Origin of the sequence: Acinetobacter sp. V102_4, from assembly GCF_031799005.1 — a bacterium.
GTDB classification, from domain to species: Bacteria; Pseudomonadota; Gammaproteobacteria; order Pseudomonadales; family Moraxellaceae; genus Acinetobacter; species Acinetobacter calcoaceticus.
On record NZ_JAVQNR010000033.1, the window covers coordinates 44131 to 63360 of the forward strand.

Sequence of the window (19230 nt, forward strand, 5' to 3'; positions counted from 1 at the left end):
TTATCCTTACTATTATGTTCTTCTATATCAAAACAAGCATTCTTGTTTACCCTTCTCTTCATCTTAAATTGTTTTAAGGTCAAGAGATAGCACTCTGCTTTATACATCAATCGTATTGACGCGAGCATATTTTGGGAATTTAGCAATGTGCTTGCAATGACTTAATCTAAGCAAAATCTAAGAAAAAAAGTCTATATGAAATTATATTTTTTAGAGCACTTTTCACTCGATATTGAAATATTAAAAGTAAGCCAATGATTTTAAATATATTTTAATATTACTTTTCAGTCACAGCTTATTAATTTGTAGTCTAGGCTAAAATAACTCCATCTATTAGAATAATTTACTTATTCATTGTGAGTGAAGACCTTTGACCAACGAATCTTCTACACTGCAACGAGGACTAAAAAATCGACACATCCAATTAATTGCTATGGGTGGAGCAATTGGTACTGGATTATTTTTAGGCTCGGCGCAAGTGATTCAATCTGCGGGACCATCCATTATTTTAGGATATGCCATTGGCGGCTTAATCGCGTTTTTGATTATGCGTCACTTGGGAGAAATGATTGTTGAAGAACCTGTTGCAGGATCGTTCAGCCATTTTGCTTATAAATATTGGGGGAAATTTCCTGGATTTTTAGCTGGATGGAATTATTGGATACTCTATGTTCTGGTTGCCATGAGTGAACTCACCGCTGTGGCCAAATATATTAATTATTGGTGGCCCCACATACCAGCATGGACTTCTGTCTTATTTTTCTTTGTCGTAATCACGGCAGTTAACTTAACCAACGTTAAATTTTATGGTGAATCTGAATTCTGGCTCGCCATTATTAAAGTAACTGCGGTCATCTCTATGATTGTTTTTGGCCTTTATTTGTTGTTTACAGCAGATGCTGGCTCAAGCATTTCATTTAGCAACCTTTGGACACATGGTGGCTTTTTTCCAAATGGCTTTAGTGGCCTGTTCTATATGTTAGCTTTCTTAATGTTCGCCTTTGGCGGTATTGAGCTAATTGGTATGGCAGCAGCGGAAGCAAAAGATCCGAAAAAAACTATTCCAAAAGCAATTAACCAAGTCGTTTTCCGTATCTTAATTTTCTATATCGGTTCATTGACAATTTTGCTTTCATTAGTGCCATGGAACCAGTTAGATCTTGGTGGCCTCGACAAAAGCCCATTCGTCATGATTTTTAGCCAAATGGGAATTGGTTGGGCTGCACATCTTCTTAACTTTATTATTTTAACTGCTGCTTTATCTGTTTATAACAGTGGTATGTTCGCAAACAGCCGTATGTTATACGGTCTAGCTCAACAAGGTAACGCTCCAAAAGTTTTCAAAAAAGTAAACAAACAAGGCGTACCTGTTCCAGCCGTATTACTTTCTGCATTGTTAATTTTTGGTTGTGTACTGTTGAACTACTTTGTACCCGAAAATGCATTAAGTCACTTAATGTATATCGTCGTTGGTGCATTAGTATTGAACTGGGCAATGATTAGTTTGACTCACCTCAAATTTAGATCAGCAATGAAAGCAAAAGGTGAAAAAACTCACTTCCCTGCACTTTGGGCACCATTTAGTAACTATTTGGTTTTAGGCTTTATTGCAGTTGTTCTCTACATTATGTGGAGCCAAGGTTTCAAAGAGTCAGTGATGATGATTCCAATCTGGATCGTTCTCATGTTTGTACTATTTAAATTATTGAATTCTAAAAAACAATAATTCTATATTTCATACTTGAATACAAAAAATCCTCTGTTTCGACAGGGGCTTTTTTATTCATAATCAGAAAATTATGCGCTGTAAAAATTAAAGTTTCATCGATAATAAAATTAGAAGTTATGCATATTTATACTGACGCGAACAGTAAGCTCGTTCAATTTCTGGTGAACGTAATTGCTGATGTTTAGTTTTACGCCCTGCCATACGTTTGCGCCAGAGTTTAAAACTATTGGTTTTCAGGTTGTATCTCATTAAACGAATAACTTCACTTTCACTTAAGCCATACTCTCGCTCAATTGCTTCAAATGGAGTCCGATCTTCCCATGCCATTTCAATAATTCTAGATAAGTCCTGTTCAGCAATTTTTTTCATGTTAAGCCCTTTTGAATTATACGGTAGCAAAATCTGATTTTTAACAAACAACTCTCTGGTAATAATTTCACCTACCCGATTGCTTGCCTTAAACCTTTTTCGTGTTTTGCTTCAGATCATAGAAAGAGCAACATGAATTTTTTGTGATTTTTTAGCGTTATAAACTGTTTTTCTACAAGACATAAGGGTTCGAAACCGTTGAATGGTTCAACTTTATCGTTATTACCCACTATGGCTAAAGTTTTAATACTTAAAACATGAAAAAGCCATTGCCTTAGCAATAGCTTTTTCGTTTATAATCATAAAATTATGCGCCCTTAGCTTAACTGGATAGAGCAGTTGCCTCCTAAGCGACCGACGTGGGTTCGAGTCCCGCAGGGCGCACATAACATATAATATAAATAGTCTATAGTTGAAGACCATATATAGAAGAACATAATAAATATTTATCTTTTTGTAGAAAAAGATAATAAATAAGGAGTATCAATTATATCTTCTATAAATTTTTCAATATTCCTTAAATTTACTTTTGGCAATACAACCATATTTTCATAAAAAAAATATTGATTTGAATTTAAGTCATCCTCTATTGTTTGATTTAATCTGATTGGATCATAAAAATTGAAAGTATATATTTTATCAAATATCTTAATATCTACTTCAAAACATCCTTTCGACTCAATTTCCCAAGCATACTCAGAAAAATCATCGGATAAATTTAGAATATAATTTTTCATATAATCTCATCAATCATAAACATTTAATATTAGAACACAATTTAATGTACTGTTCAGGCTTTAGGTCTGCACCTGGACGTGGCGTTATTTCATAGTGATTAGGATCATTTCCTCTCTGTATAATTCTCAATTGATCTGAGATAGATTTAGGATCTATCCTATAAGGAACAAATCCTTTTGAACTAACACTATTTGGATTATTAAAAATCGATAATCCATGAGTGTCTTTGACATAACCTGTCCTCTGGTCAATTTTAAAATCATTTTGACGAGGTATAAAACTTACTGCACTACCTTCTCTAGCACCTCTATAATAATTAGCAGATGCTTTTGGAGCTGTACCCCCACCTCTTCCTACACCAACGAGTGAAAATGCTTTGCCTAATGGATTCACATCAAAAGTATAATCACTCAGATTTACTTGACCTCGAGAGCGGCTTCCATCTGCCACCCATAAATTATGGTCATTACTTTGATAACCTATCGACTTATTTATAGAATAATCAATAGATAAATTTAGGCTAAAAAAATCATATCCAACATGTACATTTGATAATTGGTAATTATTCAATGGCATAAATGAAGTAGGTCCTTGAAATGACAACCCACTTGGATCCACATTCATTACTGAGTTACTACCCGCATATGCATACGGATTTAAGCCACCCTCTAACCCAATCGGGTCTGGTTCCATATAACGGCCAAGTTCTGGGTTATAGAAACGGTTGTGGTTATAGAACTGGTTAGTCCCCACATCATAATATTGACCAGGGAAACGTAAGTTAAACGTGATTGATCCTGTTGGGTTACCTACACCAAAGGCTGTCGAATCCCAACTCCACACTACTGCATGAGTCACGCCATCCACTAAACGTCTTGGTGTGTTTAAATGGTCTGTAACAATGTAATAGATCTTGGTTGCAGCACCACTACCATAAATTGCGGCTACTGGTTTGCCGCCCATCCATACATATTCTACAAGTGCTCCGGTTTTGTCATATTCTCCAATTAAATGACTTTCCTCATCGTAGATGTATTGAGTCATTGTAGACACAGCACCATTAACTACTTTATCTCTAAAACTACGTTCATTTTTATGGTTGTAGTTCATGAAATAGTAATCTGTGCTTGCTCGGTCTACTTTACGACGACCTGCATAATCGTAAGTCGGTAAATAAGTACCATAGCTGAGCTCACTGTTAGCAGTATGACTAAAAGTCTGCGCAACGCCTCCTTTTGTAAAACTCGCTAACTTATTTGTATTAGTTGTATAGGTATAGGCAGCACTTGCAGCAGGCTGCATGTGTTGTCCTGTAGCATTTAAAGTTAAACGATTGCCATTTTTGTCATAGGTATAACTAATACTATAAGTCGCTGCGGTACCAGTGGTACGGCTTTCGCTAAGTAAACGGTCTACAACATCATAGGTGTAAGCATCTTTAGTTCCATTATGACGAGTAACTAGAGTAATACGACCATCTTTATCGTACCCAAAATTTAACGAATAGTTGACTGCTGACGCATTATCTTTATTCGTTAAACTCGCTATAGATCCATCATTATTATAACTTTGAGTGTAACCCGCATTACCTGATGCTCCCCATTGCCAGCCCGTAACCCGGTTAGCTCCGTCATAGCTCAAACTACGAACAAGGGCACTACCGTTTAAGTTAATACCCGTCAGCATTCCCGTTGTACTACTATAACTATAAGTAACACTACGACCAGATGGTAAGGTCATTGAAGTCAGTTTACCGCCCGTGCTATAGCCATAATTCACATTAAGGGTTTTACCTAGGGTGTTCGCATAGCGGTTAAATAACTGGTTGGTTGTACTTTTTTGGGTAACTCGATCATATGCATCGTAGGTATATAAAGTATCTACATCATAGCCTGTCACGCCAGTTGTAACTTTATCCAGACGGCCATAACGGCTTTGGTCATAACTATAATTGTCATTAACTTGGTATTCGTTTGCTGTAGTTCCACTATTTGCCGCACATACAAATGCTTTATAACGACCTAATTCATCTAGCGTGTTGTAGTTACACTTACGTGGACCATGCAAACGCTGAATTAACTGATCTGCTTCATTATAAGTGTAAGCTTTAGTGCCATAATCAGTGTTCACTTCCTGAGTTAATACATTACCGTTACGATAACTAAACGGGTTACTTCCTGCATTTAAAGCGTCTTTCGAAAGCACAATATTATCGTTAACATCATACTCTTTCGTATCGACATTACCGGCACTGTCCGTATGACTCGTTACACGATTAAAAGCATCATAAGTCCATTTTTCAGTTATACCCTCTGCACTCGTACTCTGAATTAAATTTCCAGTACTATCATAAGTGAAGGTTGTATATTGACGGGCCGCATCACTGCCCTGCTGAGTCTTACTGACTCGTCCATTGTCATCTATATCTTGATATCTTTCCGCAGCCACGGCACCAGCACTAGTTAAGCTTTTTTCACTCGCAAGTGTTCCTGTACCATGATAAGTATTTTGAATACGATTACCATTTGGTAATTTAGTTTCAATTAAAGAACCAATCTGATCATAGGTAAAACTTGTAATTTCTCCATCAGGGTTTGTTTCACTAATGCGTTGTTTAATTGCATTATAAGTATAAGAGGTTGTTGGTCCTGTAATCGTACCTGTCGCTCCGCCAACCCCGACCGTCTGGCTTTTTAATGTTCCATCAGTATTATAAATAAACTGACTAACTAAACCTGATGGATTAACAATTCGTTCAGGACTCCCAAAAGTGTTATAGCCTAAATATTGCGTGATACGGGCAGTACCATTAACTGTTTGCGTCTGGCTCGCTAGATTGCCGTAAGTATCATAGGCATAAATAATTTTATCAGCTGTACCAGAACGTGGCCCGTCTACACTTAATAAACGTCCAAAATGTTTACTTGTCGTCGTTTCATCATAACCATAGGTTGTTACTTTACTTGTACTTCCTGTCTGGCTTGAAGTCTGTGTTTGGGTAACAATCTGTCCTCTTGGGTTAATAACATTTGTAATCGTTAAATTCGGCGCAACAATACTCGTTGGTATTGACAATAAATTAACCGTATTGTTATTAAGCGGTCCATATGTATATTTTGTGGTACGGTCATACTCCGTAACCTCAGTAACACGATTGAGATCATCATATGTATAGTTAACTCCACTATTTGGATAGCTAACATACGTTAACCGACTACGCTCATCGAAAGTAAGCTTATCAGCAGGTTTTCCATCCACTGTCAAACACGGATAACCCGTCACTTCCATTTCATTATATGAACTTTTTATTGTAGCTGTACCATTCCTTAAATTACTTAAAGAGACTTTAGTACTTATCGTCTTAAAATTATCATCATAAGAAGTTAGAGATTGTCGTGATCCACCAGCTAATGTTGCGGGAACATATGTTCTTAATGTAGTCTTTGCTACTGAAAGATATGCATTTGGGCCACTACCTATCACATAATAATTCTGGGTAATGAGCCATTTTATTATACCCTGTCCTGCTGCATTTTTAACCTCAGTTAACACGGGAAAATAATAACTTGAATCCGGAGTTGCTCCCCTTTGTGCCACATAGAGTTTTATTGCCCCTATTTCTGTCATTTCATTAGTATAACTATAAGCGCCTGCTACAGTTGAGTCAGAGCTAATTAAAGCAAATACATAAGTGTCAGTGCCTGTACTTGGAGCTTTATTGGCATATGCTTTATAGTTAAATGTTGCGACCTGGGTACCACCCTGGGCTGCCGTATAAGTAACCTTCGTAATTAATCGTGATTCATCAACAGTTTGGCTTGCTCCAAGCGTTACATCATGAAAAGCACGTTCAAAAACTAATTTATTATTATAACGGTCACTAACTTGAGTTAGATTCATTTTGCTATCGTACTGTAAATTAGTCACATTGCCTTGCTTATCATCAATCTTTGCAACACGATATAAATCCATTGAAACTGTAACAGAAGTCTCTATATGAGGCGTCGTATTTGAAACGGCATAATAAGGCCTGTTACTAATTGTCCAAGTATCTTTTGTAGCTCCCCACAAAAGATAATCTGTAGTCAAATAGGAGTAATTAATTTTTTTAAGAGATGTTTGAGAGCTAACAGTCCGATATGAAGTACCAGTTATTGTATATTGGACTCCATTTTTAGAAATAATAAGATTACTTCCAGAACGACTAAGTTGATACTCTCCTAGCCCATCTGCCTCAGCACCATCCCATAAACTATATATATATGCTCTATTTAAAAGAGCTACAGGATCTGCAGAAAATAAACGCCTAAATGCTCCATCCTTTTCCAAAAAAACTGTATCAGCCACCTCACCCGGTAACCGGACTATAATTGCCTTAATTGCATTCACGGTTATAACCGGATCGTAACTTTCTGCAAATCTGGTGTTAGGGTCAGCTGTTGGAGAATCTTTTAACTTATATTGTTTTTCCTGTTCAGTAATATTCTGAACAATAACATGACTATGATAGTTATCTGTCCACCCTACACGACTTGTTTCGGGTTGAAAAAATGTTTGGGCAGCTGAAAAGTTTCTACGTAATGGTGCCCTGTAATTCAAATTGTAGGGTAATGCACCTGTAATTTGAGTTTTGTTATAACTAATATCACCTGATAATAAATCATATCCATATGTACAGGATTGTATCCCAGGTGCTCGGGCAGCAGCATAATTATAAGCTACGATGTCTTCTGTTTCTGCATGAACAGTCTGATTAAATAAACTCAGTATGGTTAAACTGCAAAAAAATATAATGTATTGAACAACATGATTTAAAGATTTCATAAAGTTATCTAGCATTCATTAATGATGATATAAAATATTTTTATTAAAAATATTTTATGTAAAACTTAAACACAGTTATTTATACTTAACTTTTTTTACTTATTGGTTTGATTAATAATGACATCACTATTATGCTTTTTTAGCTGCTCTTCAGAGGCAAATTCAGCTTGTTTTTTTGCGAGGTCTTGTGCGTACCCGACCATAGCATCATTTTCTTTTGATGAAGTTTGCTCTGTTTCACAGGCAGAAAGAATAAGAATTCCTGAAAGTGCTAAACAAAAAAAACCTAACTTATTAATTAATTTAAACATTCACTTTTCCTATTAGTTACTAAAAATTACCAAAATAAAAACATATACAGAACACTCTTTATACAAAAAACAATTGCTTTGGTCAATAAAAAAACAAATTGTATGTTTTTTATATCGCTTTATTTTTAGACATACTTTTATTAGATTGAATTAAAATTTATTAAATTATAAATATCCAAGTAAAATATAAAATAATTACTATATTTAAATAAAAATAGGGCACTTAATTTATAAAATACCCTATTTCATCTTAAAATATAAAAAACTATTTTAATAACCCGCAGTCTTCAAAATTACTTTTACAATGAAAAATTAAATTATCAAAAGACTGATTCATCTCATCAGTTAAAGCATAAACCTAAAGTAGTAATGCCTATACAAGATAAAATATAAGTCCAGAGTTATGAAAAATACCCGACTCAACAGCTTTTACTACCTATAACCATTTTATTCTCATTTAAATAAAAACAACCTGAACCATGATAGCCAGCCCCACCATCAATCGAATAATAATATTGGGTATTTAACTTTAGCTGTTTGAGTTTTACAATATCTTTAAATCCGTTTGTTTTAACTTCATAAGTCCATTTATAGGTGTAATCATTTTTAAAATTAAACCAACTTATTTCCCTGCTTATCTTAATTTGCTATACAGTTTCTTTCAACACACCAGCAGGAACAGCACTATTATCCATTACATAAAATCCAAAACCACTATCAAGCTTTTTGGCATCACTTTTAGATAACTCAAATACAACTCCTTTATTAGCATTACCCGAAATAAGCAAATTAACTGTACCAGAGCATGCCACTAATACTAGTATAAATAGTAAGCTATACAAATTCCCCATTACCAGCTACCTCCAGCACCACGGTTTTTTATAATGTTAGGCAATTTACCTCTAAATATTCCTACAGCAAAATCACCTTGCTGTTCAATATTATATGAAGAAAATGGACTGTTAGTAACATACTGAAAATCATAAATATTAATTTTATTTACACTATAAAAATAACCCAATTTTAAAAACATCAATACCTTATTGATATTGCATAACATGGATATAAGTTCCAACCCACTCGGATCTACTTTCATCACTGGATTACTATCCGCATATACATACGGATTTAAGCCCCCCTCAAACCCAATCGGGTCCAGTTCCATATAACGGCCAAGCTCTGGATTATAAAAACGATTGTGGTTATAGAACCGATTAGTTCCCACATCATAATATTGACCTGGAAAAAGTAAGTTAAACGTGATTGATCCTGTTTGGTTATACACCAAATACTGTCGAATCCAAAAATCCATATCACTTTTCTACTTATAATATTAATAAAATTTTTATAATGATTATTTTTTAACAGAAAAAGTTGTTATCTTTATATAACGAAAAGCCCGTTACCCACTAATGAGTAACTGGCTATTTTCTATAATTTAGATATTAGAGAATACAATAGAATCTCATTTCTTATTTCTAGGATCATTCGGACCAAATTGGCACTGATCTTTTTGATAATCCCATGCACCTCCTGAGTCTGCACAAGCATCTTTCATAGCAGCATTATCAAAGAATTTATTTGCAATAAATCCAATTAAACCGAGTAATACAATAAATATTAAAACTATAAAAACAAACCATTTAAATATTTTATATATTTTTTTAACGACTTCCATTCCTTAAATACCTCTGATTTATTCCTGGTACAACATATGGATTACATACATGATAACAAACTTGACCAGATTTCCCTCCTTCTCTACCAGTACGATTCGCATCCATATCCGCTTTTGAGTCAGTCCATTTATATTCTAAAGTGTCTGAAAAACTCCCTTGCCAATCTACTGGCCATTTATCAGGCCGTCCCATATCTGTAACCTCTCTACCAATACCTATTACTTGTGAAGTGGCGACACCAATACTTCCCGTCGCAGATGCTTCACAATGTGCTAAGCAGTGAAAGTATTTATCATTACCAATTGTGTTATCTGTTTTCATATCATAGTAACGATTTTGCATAATGTCTAAAGGTGAACTCACTTGAGGGATATTCCAATTGGAAGGTACTCCTCCATATCCAAGTGCCCATATATTGTCATAAGAAGTGTCATAGCTTACTGAAGTATAATTTGGACCATAACCAATATTTAATGTTTGAAAATTATTAAACTGATTAATTTGCTGATTTAGGATCATATTATCTAATGAATAATCAGCCCCTCTAGTCATTGATAAACCAAAATCATTCATTTGCATTAATGATAGCCCACTCGGATCCACATTCATCACAGGGTTACTACCCGCATATGCATAAGGATTTAGACCACCCTCTAACCCAATCGGGTCTGGTTCCATATAACGGCCAAGTTCTGGGTTATAGAAACGGTTGTGGTTATAGAACTGGTTAGTCCCCACATCATAATATTGACCAGGGAAACGTAAGTTAAACGTGATTGATCCTGTTGGGTTACCTACACCAAAGGCTGTCGAATCCCAACTCCACACTACTGCATGACTCACGCCATCCACTAAACGTCTTGGTGTATTTTGAGCATCTGTAACGATGTAATAGATCTTGGTTGCAGCACCACTACCATAAATTGCGGCTACTGGTTTGCCGCCCATCCATACATATTCTACAAGTGCTCCGGTTTTGTCATATTCTCCAATTAAATGACTTTCCTCATCGTAGATGTATTGAGTCATTGTAGACACAGCACCATTCACTACTTTATCTCTAAAACTACGTTCATTTTTATGGTTGTAGTTCATGTAGTAGTAATCTGTGCTTGCTCGGTCTACTTTGCGACGACCACTATAATCGTAAGTCGGTAAATAAGTACCATAGCTGAGCTCACTGTTGGCAGTATTTGTAAGACTCTGTGCAACACCATCTTTGGTTAATCCAACTAATTTATTACCAGTATATGTCGAATTAATAATAGAACCTGACTGCATATGTTGCCCAGTGGCAGCATATTTAACCCGATTACCATTCGTATCATAGGTATAACCAATACCGTAATTCGAAGTAGTTCCTGTTTTCCGATTTTCAGATACTAAACGATCAACTGCATCATATTTATACGTATCAGCTGTACCATTATTACGGGTAATTAGAGTAATACGACCATCTTTATCGTACCCAAAAGTTAATGAATAATTGACTGCTGATGCATTATCTTTATTCGTTAAAGCTGCTATAGATCCATCATTATTATAACTTTGGGCATAACCCGCATTACCTGATGCTCCCCATTGCCAGCCCGTAACCCGGTTAGCTCCGTCATAGCTCAAACTACGAACAAGGGCACTACCATTTAAGTTAATACCCGTCAGCATTCCCGTTGTACTACTATAACTGTAAGTAAGACTACGACCAGATGGTAAGGTCATCGAAGTAAGTTTACCGCCCGTACTATAGCCATAATTCACATTAAGGGTTTTACCTAGGGTGTTCGCATAACGGTTAAACAACTGATTAGTTGTACCTTTTTGGGTAACTCTGTCGTATGCATCATATGTATATAATGTATCTACATCATAGCCTGTCACACCAGTTGTAACTTTATCTAGACGGCCATAACGGCTTTGGTCATAACTATAATTGTCATTAACTTGATATTCACTAGCTGTAGTTCCACTATTTGCAGCACATACAAATGCTTTATAACGGCCTAATTCATCTAGCGTGTTATAGTTACACTTACGAGTCCCATGCAAACGCTGCGTTAACTGATCTGCTTCGTTATAAGTGTAAGCTTTGGTTCCATAATCACTATTAACTTCCTGAGTTAATACATTACCGTTACGATAACTAAATGGATCACTCCCTGCATTTAAAGCATCTTTTGCGAGAATTACATTATCCTGTAGGTCATAAGCTTTTTTATCTATATTTCCTATACCATCCATATGGCTAACTAACCGATTAAAGCCATCATAGGTCCATCTTTCAATAATTCCTTCAGCACTTGTAGTTTGTCCAACATTACCATTTACATCGTAAAGGATGGTGCTAGTTCTACGCGTCGAATCACTACCCTGTTGAGTCTTACTGACTCGACCATTTGCATCAAGATATTGATAATTTTGAGCAGTAACTACACCCGAACTAGATAAGCTCTTTTCGCTTGAGACAACCCCATTAGGGAAATAAGCTTTTTGAATACGATTACCATTCGGTAATGTAGTTTGAACTAAACGACCAATCGTATCATATGCGAATTGTGTTACCTCAGCATCTGGGTTCGTTTCACTAATTTTTTGCTTAAGAGTATTATAAGTATAAGAGGTTGTTTGACCTGTAATAGTACCTGTCGTTCCACCAACACCGACAGTCTGGCTTTTAAGTGTCCCATCAGCATTATAAACATATTGTTCAACAAGACCTGTTGGGTACACAGTTCTTTCAGGTTGAGCAAAATTATTATATGTCATGTACTGAGTAATTCTAGCTACAGCATTTACGGTTTGTGATTGGCTAGCCAAATTACCAAAAGTGTCATAAACATAGGTTATTTTATCTAGCGTACCAGTTCTCGGTCCATCAACACTGCTTATCAATCCATAATCTGGTTTTGTTATGTCAGTGTAGTAAGTATAGTCTGTAACCTTACTCGTACTTCCCGTTTGTGACGATGTCTGTGTCTGTTTAATAATCTGGCCATTGGCATTAACTTGATTAGTAATCGTTAAAAATGGCGTTTTTACAATTGTAGGTACTAAATACGGATTAGCTGCACCATTTGTTAAAGTTCCATAACTATACGTTGTTGTTTTTGTAGGTAAACCAGTATAGGCATAACTTGTACTGATCGGTCTCGCAGATACATCAATATCTTGAGTAATTACTAAACCATTTTGCATAACGATTTGAGGAAGAAAATCATACCAACTATGCATGGTAATTGTCTTTGGAACCTGATTATCTATAGTCAAAGCTGGCAACGTACCAGAAACTGTAATTTCAAGTTCACCATCATCATTATACTGCTGACCCGACTCACTAACCTTTAATTTTGGTTTAGGCACCATTGTGTAGGTCACTGTACTGTTAGTGATCCCATCAGGTTTTGTAGTCAAAACTGCAGTACGAGCATTGTCATCATAGTTGACTGTATAATCATCTGCACTACTGCTACCAATTGGTGTCCGTACCTGTAAAGTTACTTTGGCTGTTGCATAAGTTTTTGTATTAGAATTATAGGTTGCATAATTTTGTGTCACCAACCATTCACGACGTAATACATCATTCGAATCTTTTAAAGAAGTTAGAGTAGCTGCATTTGTATTACTAATCGTTTTTCCTATAAAGTTCAAATAACCATCAATTCCCCATTGTTTAATTGGAGTATAACCAAAGGTCGTTTTACCACTTATAGTTGAAGTCGCTGTTACTGGATAATAAATACTCCCTGTGTTGCCATTTGCATCCTGACTATTATATGAACCATAAGTAAAAGTCGCATTTTGTTTAGTTCCAATGCCACTCGTAAGTTCAACCTTAGTAATCAATCGCTTTTCAGCAACGGTTTGTGTAGTTCCAGCTTGATAAGTTCTTGTAAAAGTAAGTTGATTATTACGGCCATCAGCAACACTTACCATATTTAGGTAACTATCATAACCAAATGTTAATTTATCCCCTTGCGGTTGTTGAACACTGGCTATACGAAAATATGTTGTACCAGATTGGGTCACTTTATTCGTAGTTGTAGTAAATGTTGTACCACGATAGTTGATCGTAATACTTCCATTCGCATTTTCAGTAAATTGATAACCATGTGTTTCACACGACCAAACTAAATTTGCTCCATTCTGATAAGCCAGCACCCCTAATACATCAGACGAGTATGCTCGCATAACACCCCCCGAACAAAATGAGCGGGTAGTATTATGTAGCCAAATATCTTGTCTAGAGCCAGGTAAACGAATGGCGTAGTAACCATAAGTTGGATGTGCAGCATCGTTCATACTAAAGAAACGCACACTATTTTGATAGTTGTCAGTCCATCCCCCTGTTGTGAGAAACTGATCAAAATAATCATTGGAAGCAGATAAACTATTACGTACTGAACCAACATAAGAAATGGAGTAAGGTAATTTCCCTGAAATTAAATTTTGGCTATGAGTAATCTGCCCTCCAATTAGACTAATACCAGGTACATTTTCTTGAATTTTTAGTGAATTGCTGACTGCATATGCTTGAGATACAGCATCACCATTAGTTGTTGAGGCTGAATGCGCTAATGTGTAACACATGAGCACAAATACCCCCATAATATAGGCAATTATTTTTTTCATCAGATATCCATTATTTTCAGTTTATTAATAAATTTAATAAATTGATTATTAAGATTTTTATTAACTACAAGCTTACTCGTTATTACTTTTTACTTGTGGTGATGTCTTCATATCATGTTGTACATCTATAGTCGGTCCATTATGACCTTGCTCTGGTAAATCCTGATTTTCATCATTACAACCACTCTGTAGTAGCAAAAGAGCAACTAACAGTGGCAAGCTATATTTTTTCATTTTTTAATTCCAAATTTTTAGTTGGAAATTTATAACTTTGAATAAGATCTTTTATAAATTATCCAACATTCCATACAAATACTCTCAATACTGGATTACGAGAGCTCTAATTACTTATAAGCAATATTTTTAAATTTTGATTATCCTAATCTCTCCTTTACTTAATAAAAAAATTCCTATTTTTATTTTTCGTAACTTCTACCTATTTATCTTTAATTTTTTTGATAAATCAGAAGGCAAATAGAAAGAACGATCTTTCTACAAAAGATAACACTATTGCCTAATAAATCAACATTTATAAATATAGGCTATTTTTAAATAATTTTTTAAACAAATGAATTAATTATATTTTTTAAACTCTCGCTCACCTTCATAGATTTTATTTATTATTAATAAATCTTAATTAAACTTAATAATTCAATTGATTTTTAAATAAAAATAATCAAAAAAAACATTTAATTAAATTATAAAAGAGCTGTTTTTTTGATTTTTTTATAAAAAAATAGGACTTAATAAAAGCCCTATTTCGATAAAACAATATACTTAATCCTTCACTTCAGCCAACAATGTTTCAGCTGCAAGTTTGCCTAAATTATTAGAAGCAAGTGGGCTATCGCCTGTTAACAATTTACGGTCTCTATGACATTGTCCAGTAATACCCTTATTTAAAATTTCCACACCGAGTTTTTCAAGGTTTTCACCGACTAACCAAGGTAAAGCACCTGGCATATAGCCAATATCGATATTCGCCCCTGCATCTAAAGCATCAGGGAATACACAAATTTGATAACCTTTGAAAATATAGTTTTCAGGCGCTTCGTCTACAGCCGCAGCCAATAATGCAGCAGGCCCATGACATAAAGTAATAATAAATTTATCTTGTTCAACTGCCCATTTAAGGACTTTTTTTACTTCAAGGCTATGTGGAATCTTAGCTAATACACCATGCCCACCCGGAATAAATACAGCCGCATAAGGTGAGTTTTCCCCTACTACTTTTTCTAAAATATCTATGAGTTTCAGAGGATTTTTTAACTTGTCTGCATATTTTTGAAAAGTGTCTAATACAACTTGTTCTTGCTTTGGCATTGCCCACATTTCAAGCTTAGCTGGATTACCTGAAAGTGTTGCAACATCAATTTGAAAGCCAGCATTATCTAAATGAAACATCGGTAAAAGCATTTCAACAGGATGATTCCCAGTAGAAAAAAACTTACCGTTTTGCATTTGAATATAACGCTCATCGGTTGCAATCACTAAGATTTTTTTACTGCCCATATACGGCGTTGAGTATGTAGTTCCATCATAATCTGTTTTTGGAGCAGTATATTGACTCAGTGAATAAAGTGATGGGAAAAAGGCATTATCTTCAGCCAAATCTGGAGTAGGATTTTTATCATCAATATTTGCGGTATTCATTGTTACTATCCTTTTTCATCAGTATGGAAAGAAATAATAAATTAAGAGCCAATTCTTATTTCTTACTCAATGTATAGGTGAAGTCATAGAACTGGTGCAATCTACCAATAGAATTTGGCAATTTTTATAGAGAAATAGGCAGAGCTTTAAATTATAAAATTTAGTTTAGGTGAACCTGTCGTTCACCTAAACCTTAATTATTCCAGCTTTACGCATTCATTTCTAAAACGATCTTTCCGATGTGATCACCCTGCTCCATACATTCATGAGCACTTTGTACATCTGAAAAAGCATATGTTTTATAGATTTGAGGTAAACACTTACCTTGTGCCAGTAATGGCCACACATGCTCATGCAAAGATTGGGCAATTTGTGCTTTTTCTTCACTAGTACGCGCTCGCATCGTTGAACCCGTAATCGTGGCACGCTTTAAAATCAATTTTTGTAAATCAAATTCTTTTGCGATTCGACCACCCATAAAACCAATAATGACAAGTCGACCATCACGTTTTAATAGATTTAAATTTTTCTGGAAATAAGAGCCACCCACAATATCCAAAATAACATCAACACCTTGGTCTTGGGTGTGTTTCAAAATTTCTTGCTCAAAATCTTGGGTTTTATAGTTAATTGCAGTGGTCAAATCAGAGAGTGCCTCAACTTTATCTTCGCTTCCAACCGTAGCAAAAGTTTTAATCCCTAAAGCATGACAGATGGTTAAAGCAGTGGTGCCAATGCCACTCGCCCCTCCGTGAATCAATGCTGTTTCATTTGCCTTTAAACGACCAATATCAAACAGATTGGCCCAAACTGTGAAGAACGTTTCTGGAATAGCAGCGGCTTGAGTAAACGATAAATTTTCAGGTATTGGTAATACTTGTGTCGCAGCAACTGCACAGTACTGTGCATAACCACCACCGTTTGTTAAAGCACAAACTTTATCTCCGACTTTGAACTGTTGCACTTGGTCACCTACCGCAACCACCACGCCAGCAACTTCTAGTCCCGGTATTTGAGTAACGCCTTTAGGCATTGGATATAGCCCCATACGCTGTAACACGTCAGGGCGATTAATTCCCGCAGCATTTACCTTAATTAAGACTTCATCTGCTTGAGGTACTGGAATATTAGCCTCTTGAACTTTTAGAACCTCAGGTCCACCTGGAGCGGTAATTTCAATAATTTTCATAGTGGTTGGAAGGGTCATTTATATGCTCCATGTTTGATTTATATTTAAAAAATACTGATCTAAGTTAAATAATCGAAGACTTAGGTGGAATTCCAAACAGTCGTTTAAATTCTCGACTAAATTGTGAGGCACTGACATAACCGACTTCATAGGCTGCTTCTGCTACGCCCATTTTTTTGTTCATGATCAACTCACGTGCTTTATGCAGTCGAGTAATTTTGATGTACTGTAAAGGAGAATAATTTGTCACTTTTTTAAAAGTTTGGTGAAAAAGCGATATGCTCATTCCCGCTTGTTTCGCCAGCTCTTGAACCGTTAAATTACGATAATAATCACGCTGAATAATTTCACAGATTGTATAAATCACACCGTTTCGACTTGCCATGGCAGATAAATTTTTTATGAACTCTCCTCCACAAGCCTGTACTACACGATAAACCAATTCTCTTTTTACTTGTTCACCCAAGATAAAAGTATCTTGTTTAGAACGAAGTAAATTAAGCAATCGTAGAGTAACTTCCGAAATAGTCGCGTTCATATCAATCACTCTAAGCCCGCAGCTCAATTTTAAATCGCCTGACTGAGAGTCTTCGGTAACCACTTGTTGTTCTTTATCCAGTTTAGTTACTAAATCAACCATCATTTGAGATTCAAATTTTATTGCAATAGCCAACATTGGTTCATTATTTTCAACTACTGTATCGCAATCAAAGGGAATGGCAATTGAAATGAATAAGCACTGCCCCTGACGAAATTGAAAAATATCTTTGCCGATATACCCTCGCTTTACTCCCTGTATGACTAAAACAATTGAAGGTTCTTGCAACACTGCAACAGGTGATGTGGAGTGATCAACACGCATCAAGGTGATGTTGGAGATAAAAGTAGGATAAAGACCTTCTGCTGGAGCCAAATGTAAAAATGCGTCGACCAAATTTTCCGAGAGATGATTTTGCGGCATAGTTTTATTGCGAGAGGTAATCTAATAATCAATATAACAATGAACCTAAAATGAAAACATGTGTCTTAGGTTTACTTTGTATAAATAGGCAATTCAAATCAATTTTTAGGCATAAAAAAGCCTAGAATATTCTAGGCTTTTTCACTTCATCAGATTTTAAGCCGATAAATTAAAGAACATTGCTGCGATTAGAATAATTACACCCAATACGATTCGATACCATGCAAATACACGTAACGTATGGCGCTCTACAAATAGCACTAATGCTTTTACAACAAATAAAGCGGCAATAAAGGCTGCAACGAAACCAACTCCAATATTAATCATATTATCAGCGGTAAGTACGTCTGCATTTTTGATCAAGTCAAAAGTTGCTGCACCCAACATGGTTGGCATTGCAAGGAAGAAAGAGAATTCTGTAGCAGCTTTACGTGATAAGCCCGAAAACATTCCGCCTACAATTGTTGCACCTGAACGTGAAGTTCCCGGAATCATGGCAACACATTGAGCAAGCCCCACTAAAAATGCTTGTTTAAAAGTAATTTTGGTCGCATCGTCTGTCTTATGTTCAAACTGCTTAGATTCAACCCAGAAAATAATGAGAGCACCAACAATCAATGCAATAGCAACGACAATTGGGCTGAACAAAACACTTTTAATAAAGTCGACGGCCAAAACACCAATAATGACTGCAGGAAAAAATGCAATAAGTACACTGATGGCGAAATGACGAGACTCGACGTCTCCACTAAAAAAACCTTTAATCAAATTAATAATTTTTTGTCGGTATAACCAGCACACTGCCAAAATAGCGCCTAACTGGATTACGACCTCAAATACACGTCCACCGTCTGAATGGAAATCGATAATATGACCAAATAAAATTAGATGGCCTGTACTCGAGATGGGTAAAAACTCAGTTAAGCCTTCAACAAAGCCTAGAAACAGTGCTTTTATAACTTCAAAATTTTCCATAACTTGCTCAAAGAAAGTTAATCATTAGAACGACCTAAAATTTGTTTTATCGCAATTGGTAAGCCTAAAATTTGACTTAACACATGTTCAATATCAGATCATTTCCAACGTTTGTGGTTATTGCCCCTAGTTAAAGGCAGTTTATTTAAAGTGCGATAATGTATCACATCATGATG

The 19230-nt window shown here is 35.6% G+C and carries 13 protein-coding genes, 1 tRNA gene and 1 pseudogene; 2 read left to right on the top strand and 13 right to left on the bottom strand.

Annotated features, from left to right (window positions below):
* Positions 1-370: 370 nt before the first annotated feature.
* Positions 371-1726 carry an amino acid permease gene (locus tag RMB13_RS03985; RefSeq protein WP_005036408.1) on the top strand — a complete coding sequence of 452 codons (1356 nt, stop codon included), beginning with the start codon at positions 371-373 and terminating at the stop codon, positions 1724-1726.
* A gap of 117 nt (positions 1727-1843) precedes the next feature.
* Here the strand turns inward: RMB13_RS03985 and RMB13_RS03990 are convergent, their stop codons facing one another.
* Positions 1844-2098: a TIGR03643 family protein gene (locus RMB13_RS03990; protein ID WP_004639076.1), complete on the bottom strand. Its 255-nt coding sequence runs from the start codon at positions 2096-2098 to the stop codon at positions 1844-1846.
* Between the two features lie 311 nt (positions 2099-2409).
* Here RMB13_RS03990 and RMB13_RS03995 point away from each other — a divergent pair.
* Positions 2410-2482 (top strand) — tRNA-Arg (locus RMB13_RS03995).
* A gap of 62 nt (positions 2483-2544) precedes the next feature.
* On the opposite strand, the gene RMB13_RS04000 is transcribed toward RMB13_RS03995, so the two are convergent.
* From RMB13_RS04000 to RMB13_RS04055, 12 genes and pseudogenes are all read right to left on the bottom strand, one after another.
* On the bottom strand, positions 2545-2835 hold the full coding sequence (locus tag RMB13_RS04000) for a hypothetical protein (RefSeq protein WP_311084474.1): 291 nt from the start codon (positions 2833-2835) through the stop codon (positions 2545-2547).
* A 13-nt stretch (positions 2836-2848) separates the two neighbouring features.
* Positions 2849-7660: an RHS repeat-associated core domain-containing protein gene (locus RMB13_RS04005; RefSeq protein WP_311084475.1), complete on the bottom strand. Its 4812-nt coding sequence runs from the start codon at positions 7658-7660 to the stop codon at positions 2849-2851.
* Between the two features lie 95 nt (positions 7661-7755).
* Positions 7756-7971 (bottom strand): hypothetical protein, encoded by a 216-nt coding sequence (locus RMB13_RS04010; protein ID WP_311084476.1) that lies wholly within the window; start codon positions 7969-7971, stop codon positions 7756-7758.
* A gap of 647 nt (positions 7972-8618) precedes the next feature.
* The gene (locus RMB13_RS04015) at positions 8619-8822 is read right to left on the bottom strand and encodes a hypothetical protein (RefSeq protein WP_311084477.1); all 204 of its coding nucleotides are present in this window, start codon (positions 8820-8822) and stop codon (positions 8619-8621) included.
* 221 nt (positions 8823-9043) lie between these two features.
* Positions 9044-9272, bottom strand: a pseudogene (locus RMB13_RS21815) (RHS repeat-associated core domain-containing protein); the annotation flags it as partial.
* 164 nt (positions 9273-9436) lie between these two features.
* Positions 9437-9649 carry an OadG family protein gene (locus RMB13_RS04025; RefSeq protein WP_311084479.1) on the bottom strand — a complete coding sequence of 71 codons (213 nt, stop codon included), beginning with the start codon at positions 9647-9649 and terminating at the stop codon, positions 9437-9439.
* A complete protein-coding gene (locus RMB13_RS04030) occupies positions 9636-14276 on the bottom strand; it encodes an RHS repeat-associated core domain-containing protein (protein ID WP_311084480.1) in 4641 nt (1546 codons plus the stop codon). Before RMB13_RS04030 ends, RMB13_RS04025 begins: the two co-directional genes overlap by 14 nt.
* A gap of 72 nt (positions 14277-14348) precedes the next feature.
* Positions 14349-14510, bottom strand: a complete 162-nt coding sequence (locus RMB13_RS04035; RefSeq protein WP_165874548.1) for a hypothetical protein — start codon at positions 14508-14510, stop codon at positions 14349-14351.
* A 543-nt stretch (positions 14511-15053) separates the two neighbouring features.
* Positions 15054-15929 (bottom strand): glyoxalase III HchA, encoded by an 876-nt coding sequence (hchA, locus tag RMB13_RS04040; RefSeq protein ID WP_005036398.1) that lies wholly within the window; start codon positions 15927-15929, stop codon positions 15054-15056.
* 208 nt (positions 15930-16137) lie between these two features.
* Complete coding sequence (locus tag RMB13_RS04045; protein WP_311084481.1) at positions 16138-17136, bottom strand: NAD(P)H-quinone oxidoreductase; 999 nt, start codon at positions 17134-17136, stop codon at positions 16138-16140.
* A 46-nt stretch (positions 17137-17182) separates the two neighbouring features.
* A complete protein-coding gene (locus RMB13_RS04050) occupies positions 17183-18079 on the bottom strand; it encodes an AraC family transcriptional regulator (protein WP_311084482.1) in 897 nt (298 codons plus the stop codon).
* Between the two features lie 156 nt (positions 18080-18235).
* Positions 18236-19054, bottom strand: a complete 819-nt coding sequence (locus tag RMB13_RS04055; protein WP_311084483.1) for an undecaprenyl-diphosphate phosphatase — start codon at positions 19052-19054, stop codon at positions 18236-18238.
* Positions 19055-19230 lie beyond the last annotated feature (176 nt).

Excerpts from the sequence above, each read along its gene's own strand:
- RMB13_RS03990 (WP_004639076.1), bottom strand. The coding sequence starts at position 2,098 with ATGAAAAAAATTGCTGAACAGGACTTATCTAGAATTATTGAAATGGCA.
- RMB13_RS04000 (WP_311084474.1), bottom strand. The coding sequence starts at position 2,835 with ATGAAAAATTATATTCTAAATTTATCCGATGATTTTTCTGAGTATGCT.
- RMB13_RS04005 (WP_311084475.1), bottom strand. The coding sequence starts at position 7,660 with ATGAAATCTTTAAATCATGTTGTTCAATACATTATATTTTTTTGCAGT.
- RMB13_RS04010 (WP_311084476.1), bottom strand. The coding sequence starts at position 7,971 with ATGTTTAAATTAATTAATAAGTTAGGTTTTTTTTGTTTAGCACTTTCA.
- RMB13_RS04015 (WP_311084477.1), bottom strand. The coding sequence starts at position 8,822 with ATGGGGAATTTGTATAGCTTACTATTTATACTAGTATTAGTGGCATGC.
- RMB13_RS04025 (WP_311084479.1), bottom strand. The coding sequence starts at position 9,649 with ATGGAAGTCGTTAAAAAAATATATAAAATATTTAAATGGTTTGTTTTT.
- RMB13_RS04030 (WP_311084480.1), bottom strand. The coding sequence starts at position 14,276 with ATGAAAAAAATAATTGCCTATATTATGGGGGTATTTGTGCTCATGTGT.
- RMB13_RS04035 (WP_165874548.1), bottom strand. The coding sequence starts at position 14,510 with ATGAAAAAATATAGCTTGCCACTGTTAGTTGCTCTTTTGCTACTACAG.
- hchA (WP_005036398.1), bottom strand. The coding sequence starts at position 15,929 with ATGAATACCGCAAATATTGATGATAAAAATCCTACTCCAGATTTGGCT.
- RMB13_RS04045 (WP_311084481.1), bottom strand. The coding sequence starts at position 17,136 with ATGACCCTTCCAACCACTATGAAAATTATTGAAATTACCGCTCCAGGT.
- RMB13_RS04050 (WP_311084482.1), bottom strand. The coding sequence starts at position 18,079 with ATGCCGCAAAATCATCTCTCGGAAAATTTGGTCGACGCATTTTTACAT.
- RMB13_RS04055 (WP_311084483.1), bottom strand. The coding sequence starts at position 19,054 with ATGGAAAATTTTGAAGTTATAAAAGCACTGTTTCTAGGCTTTGTTGAA.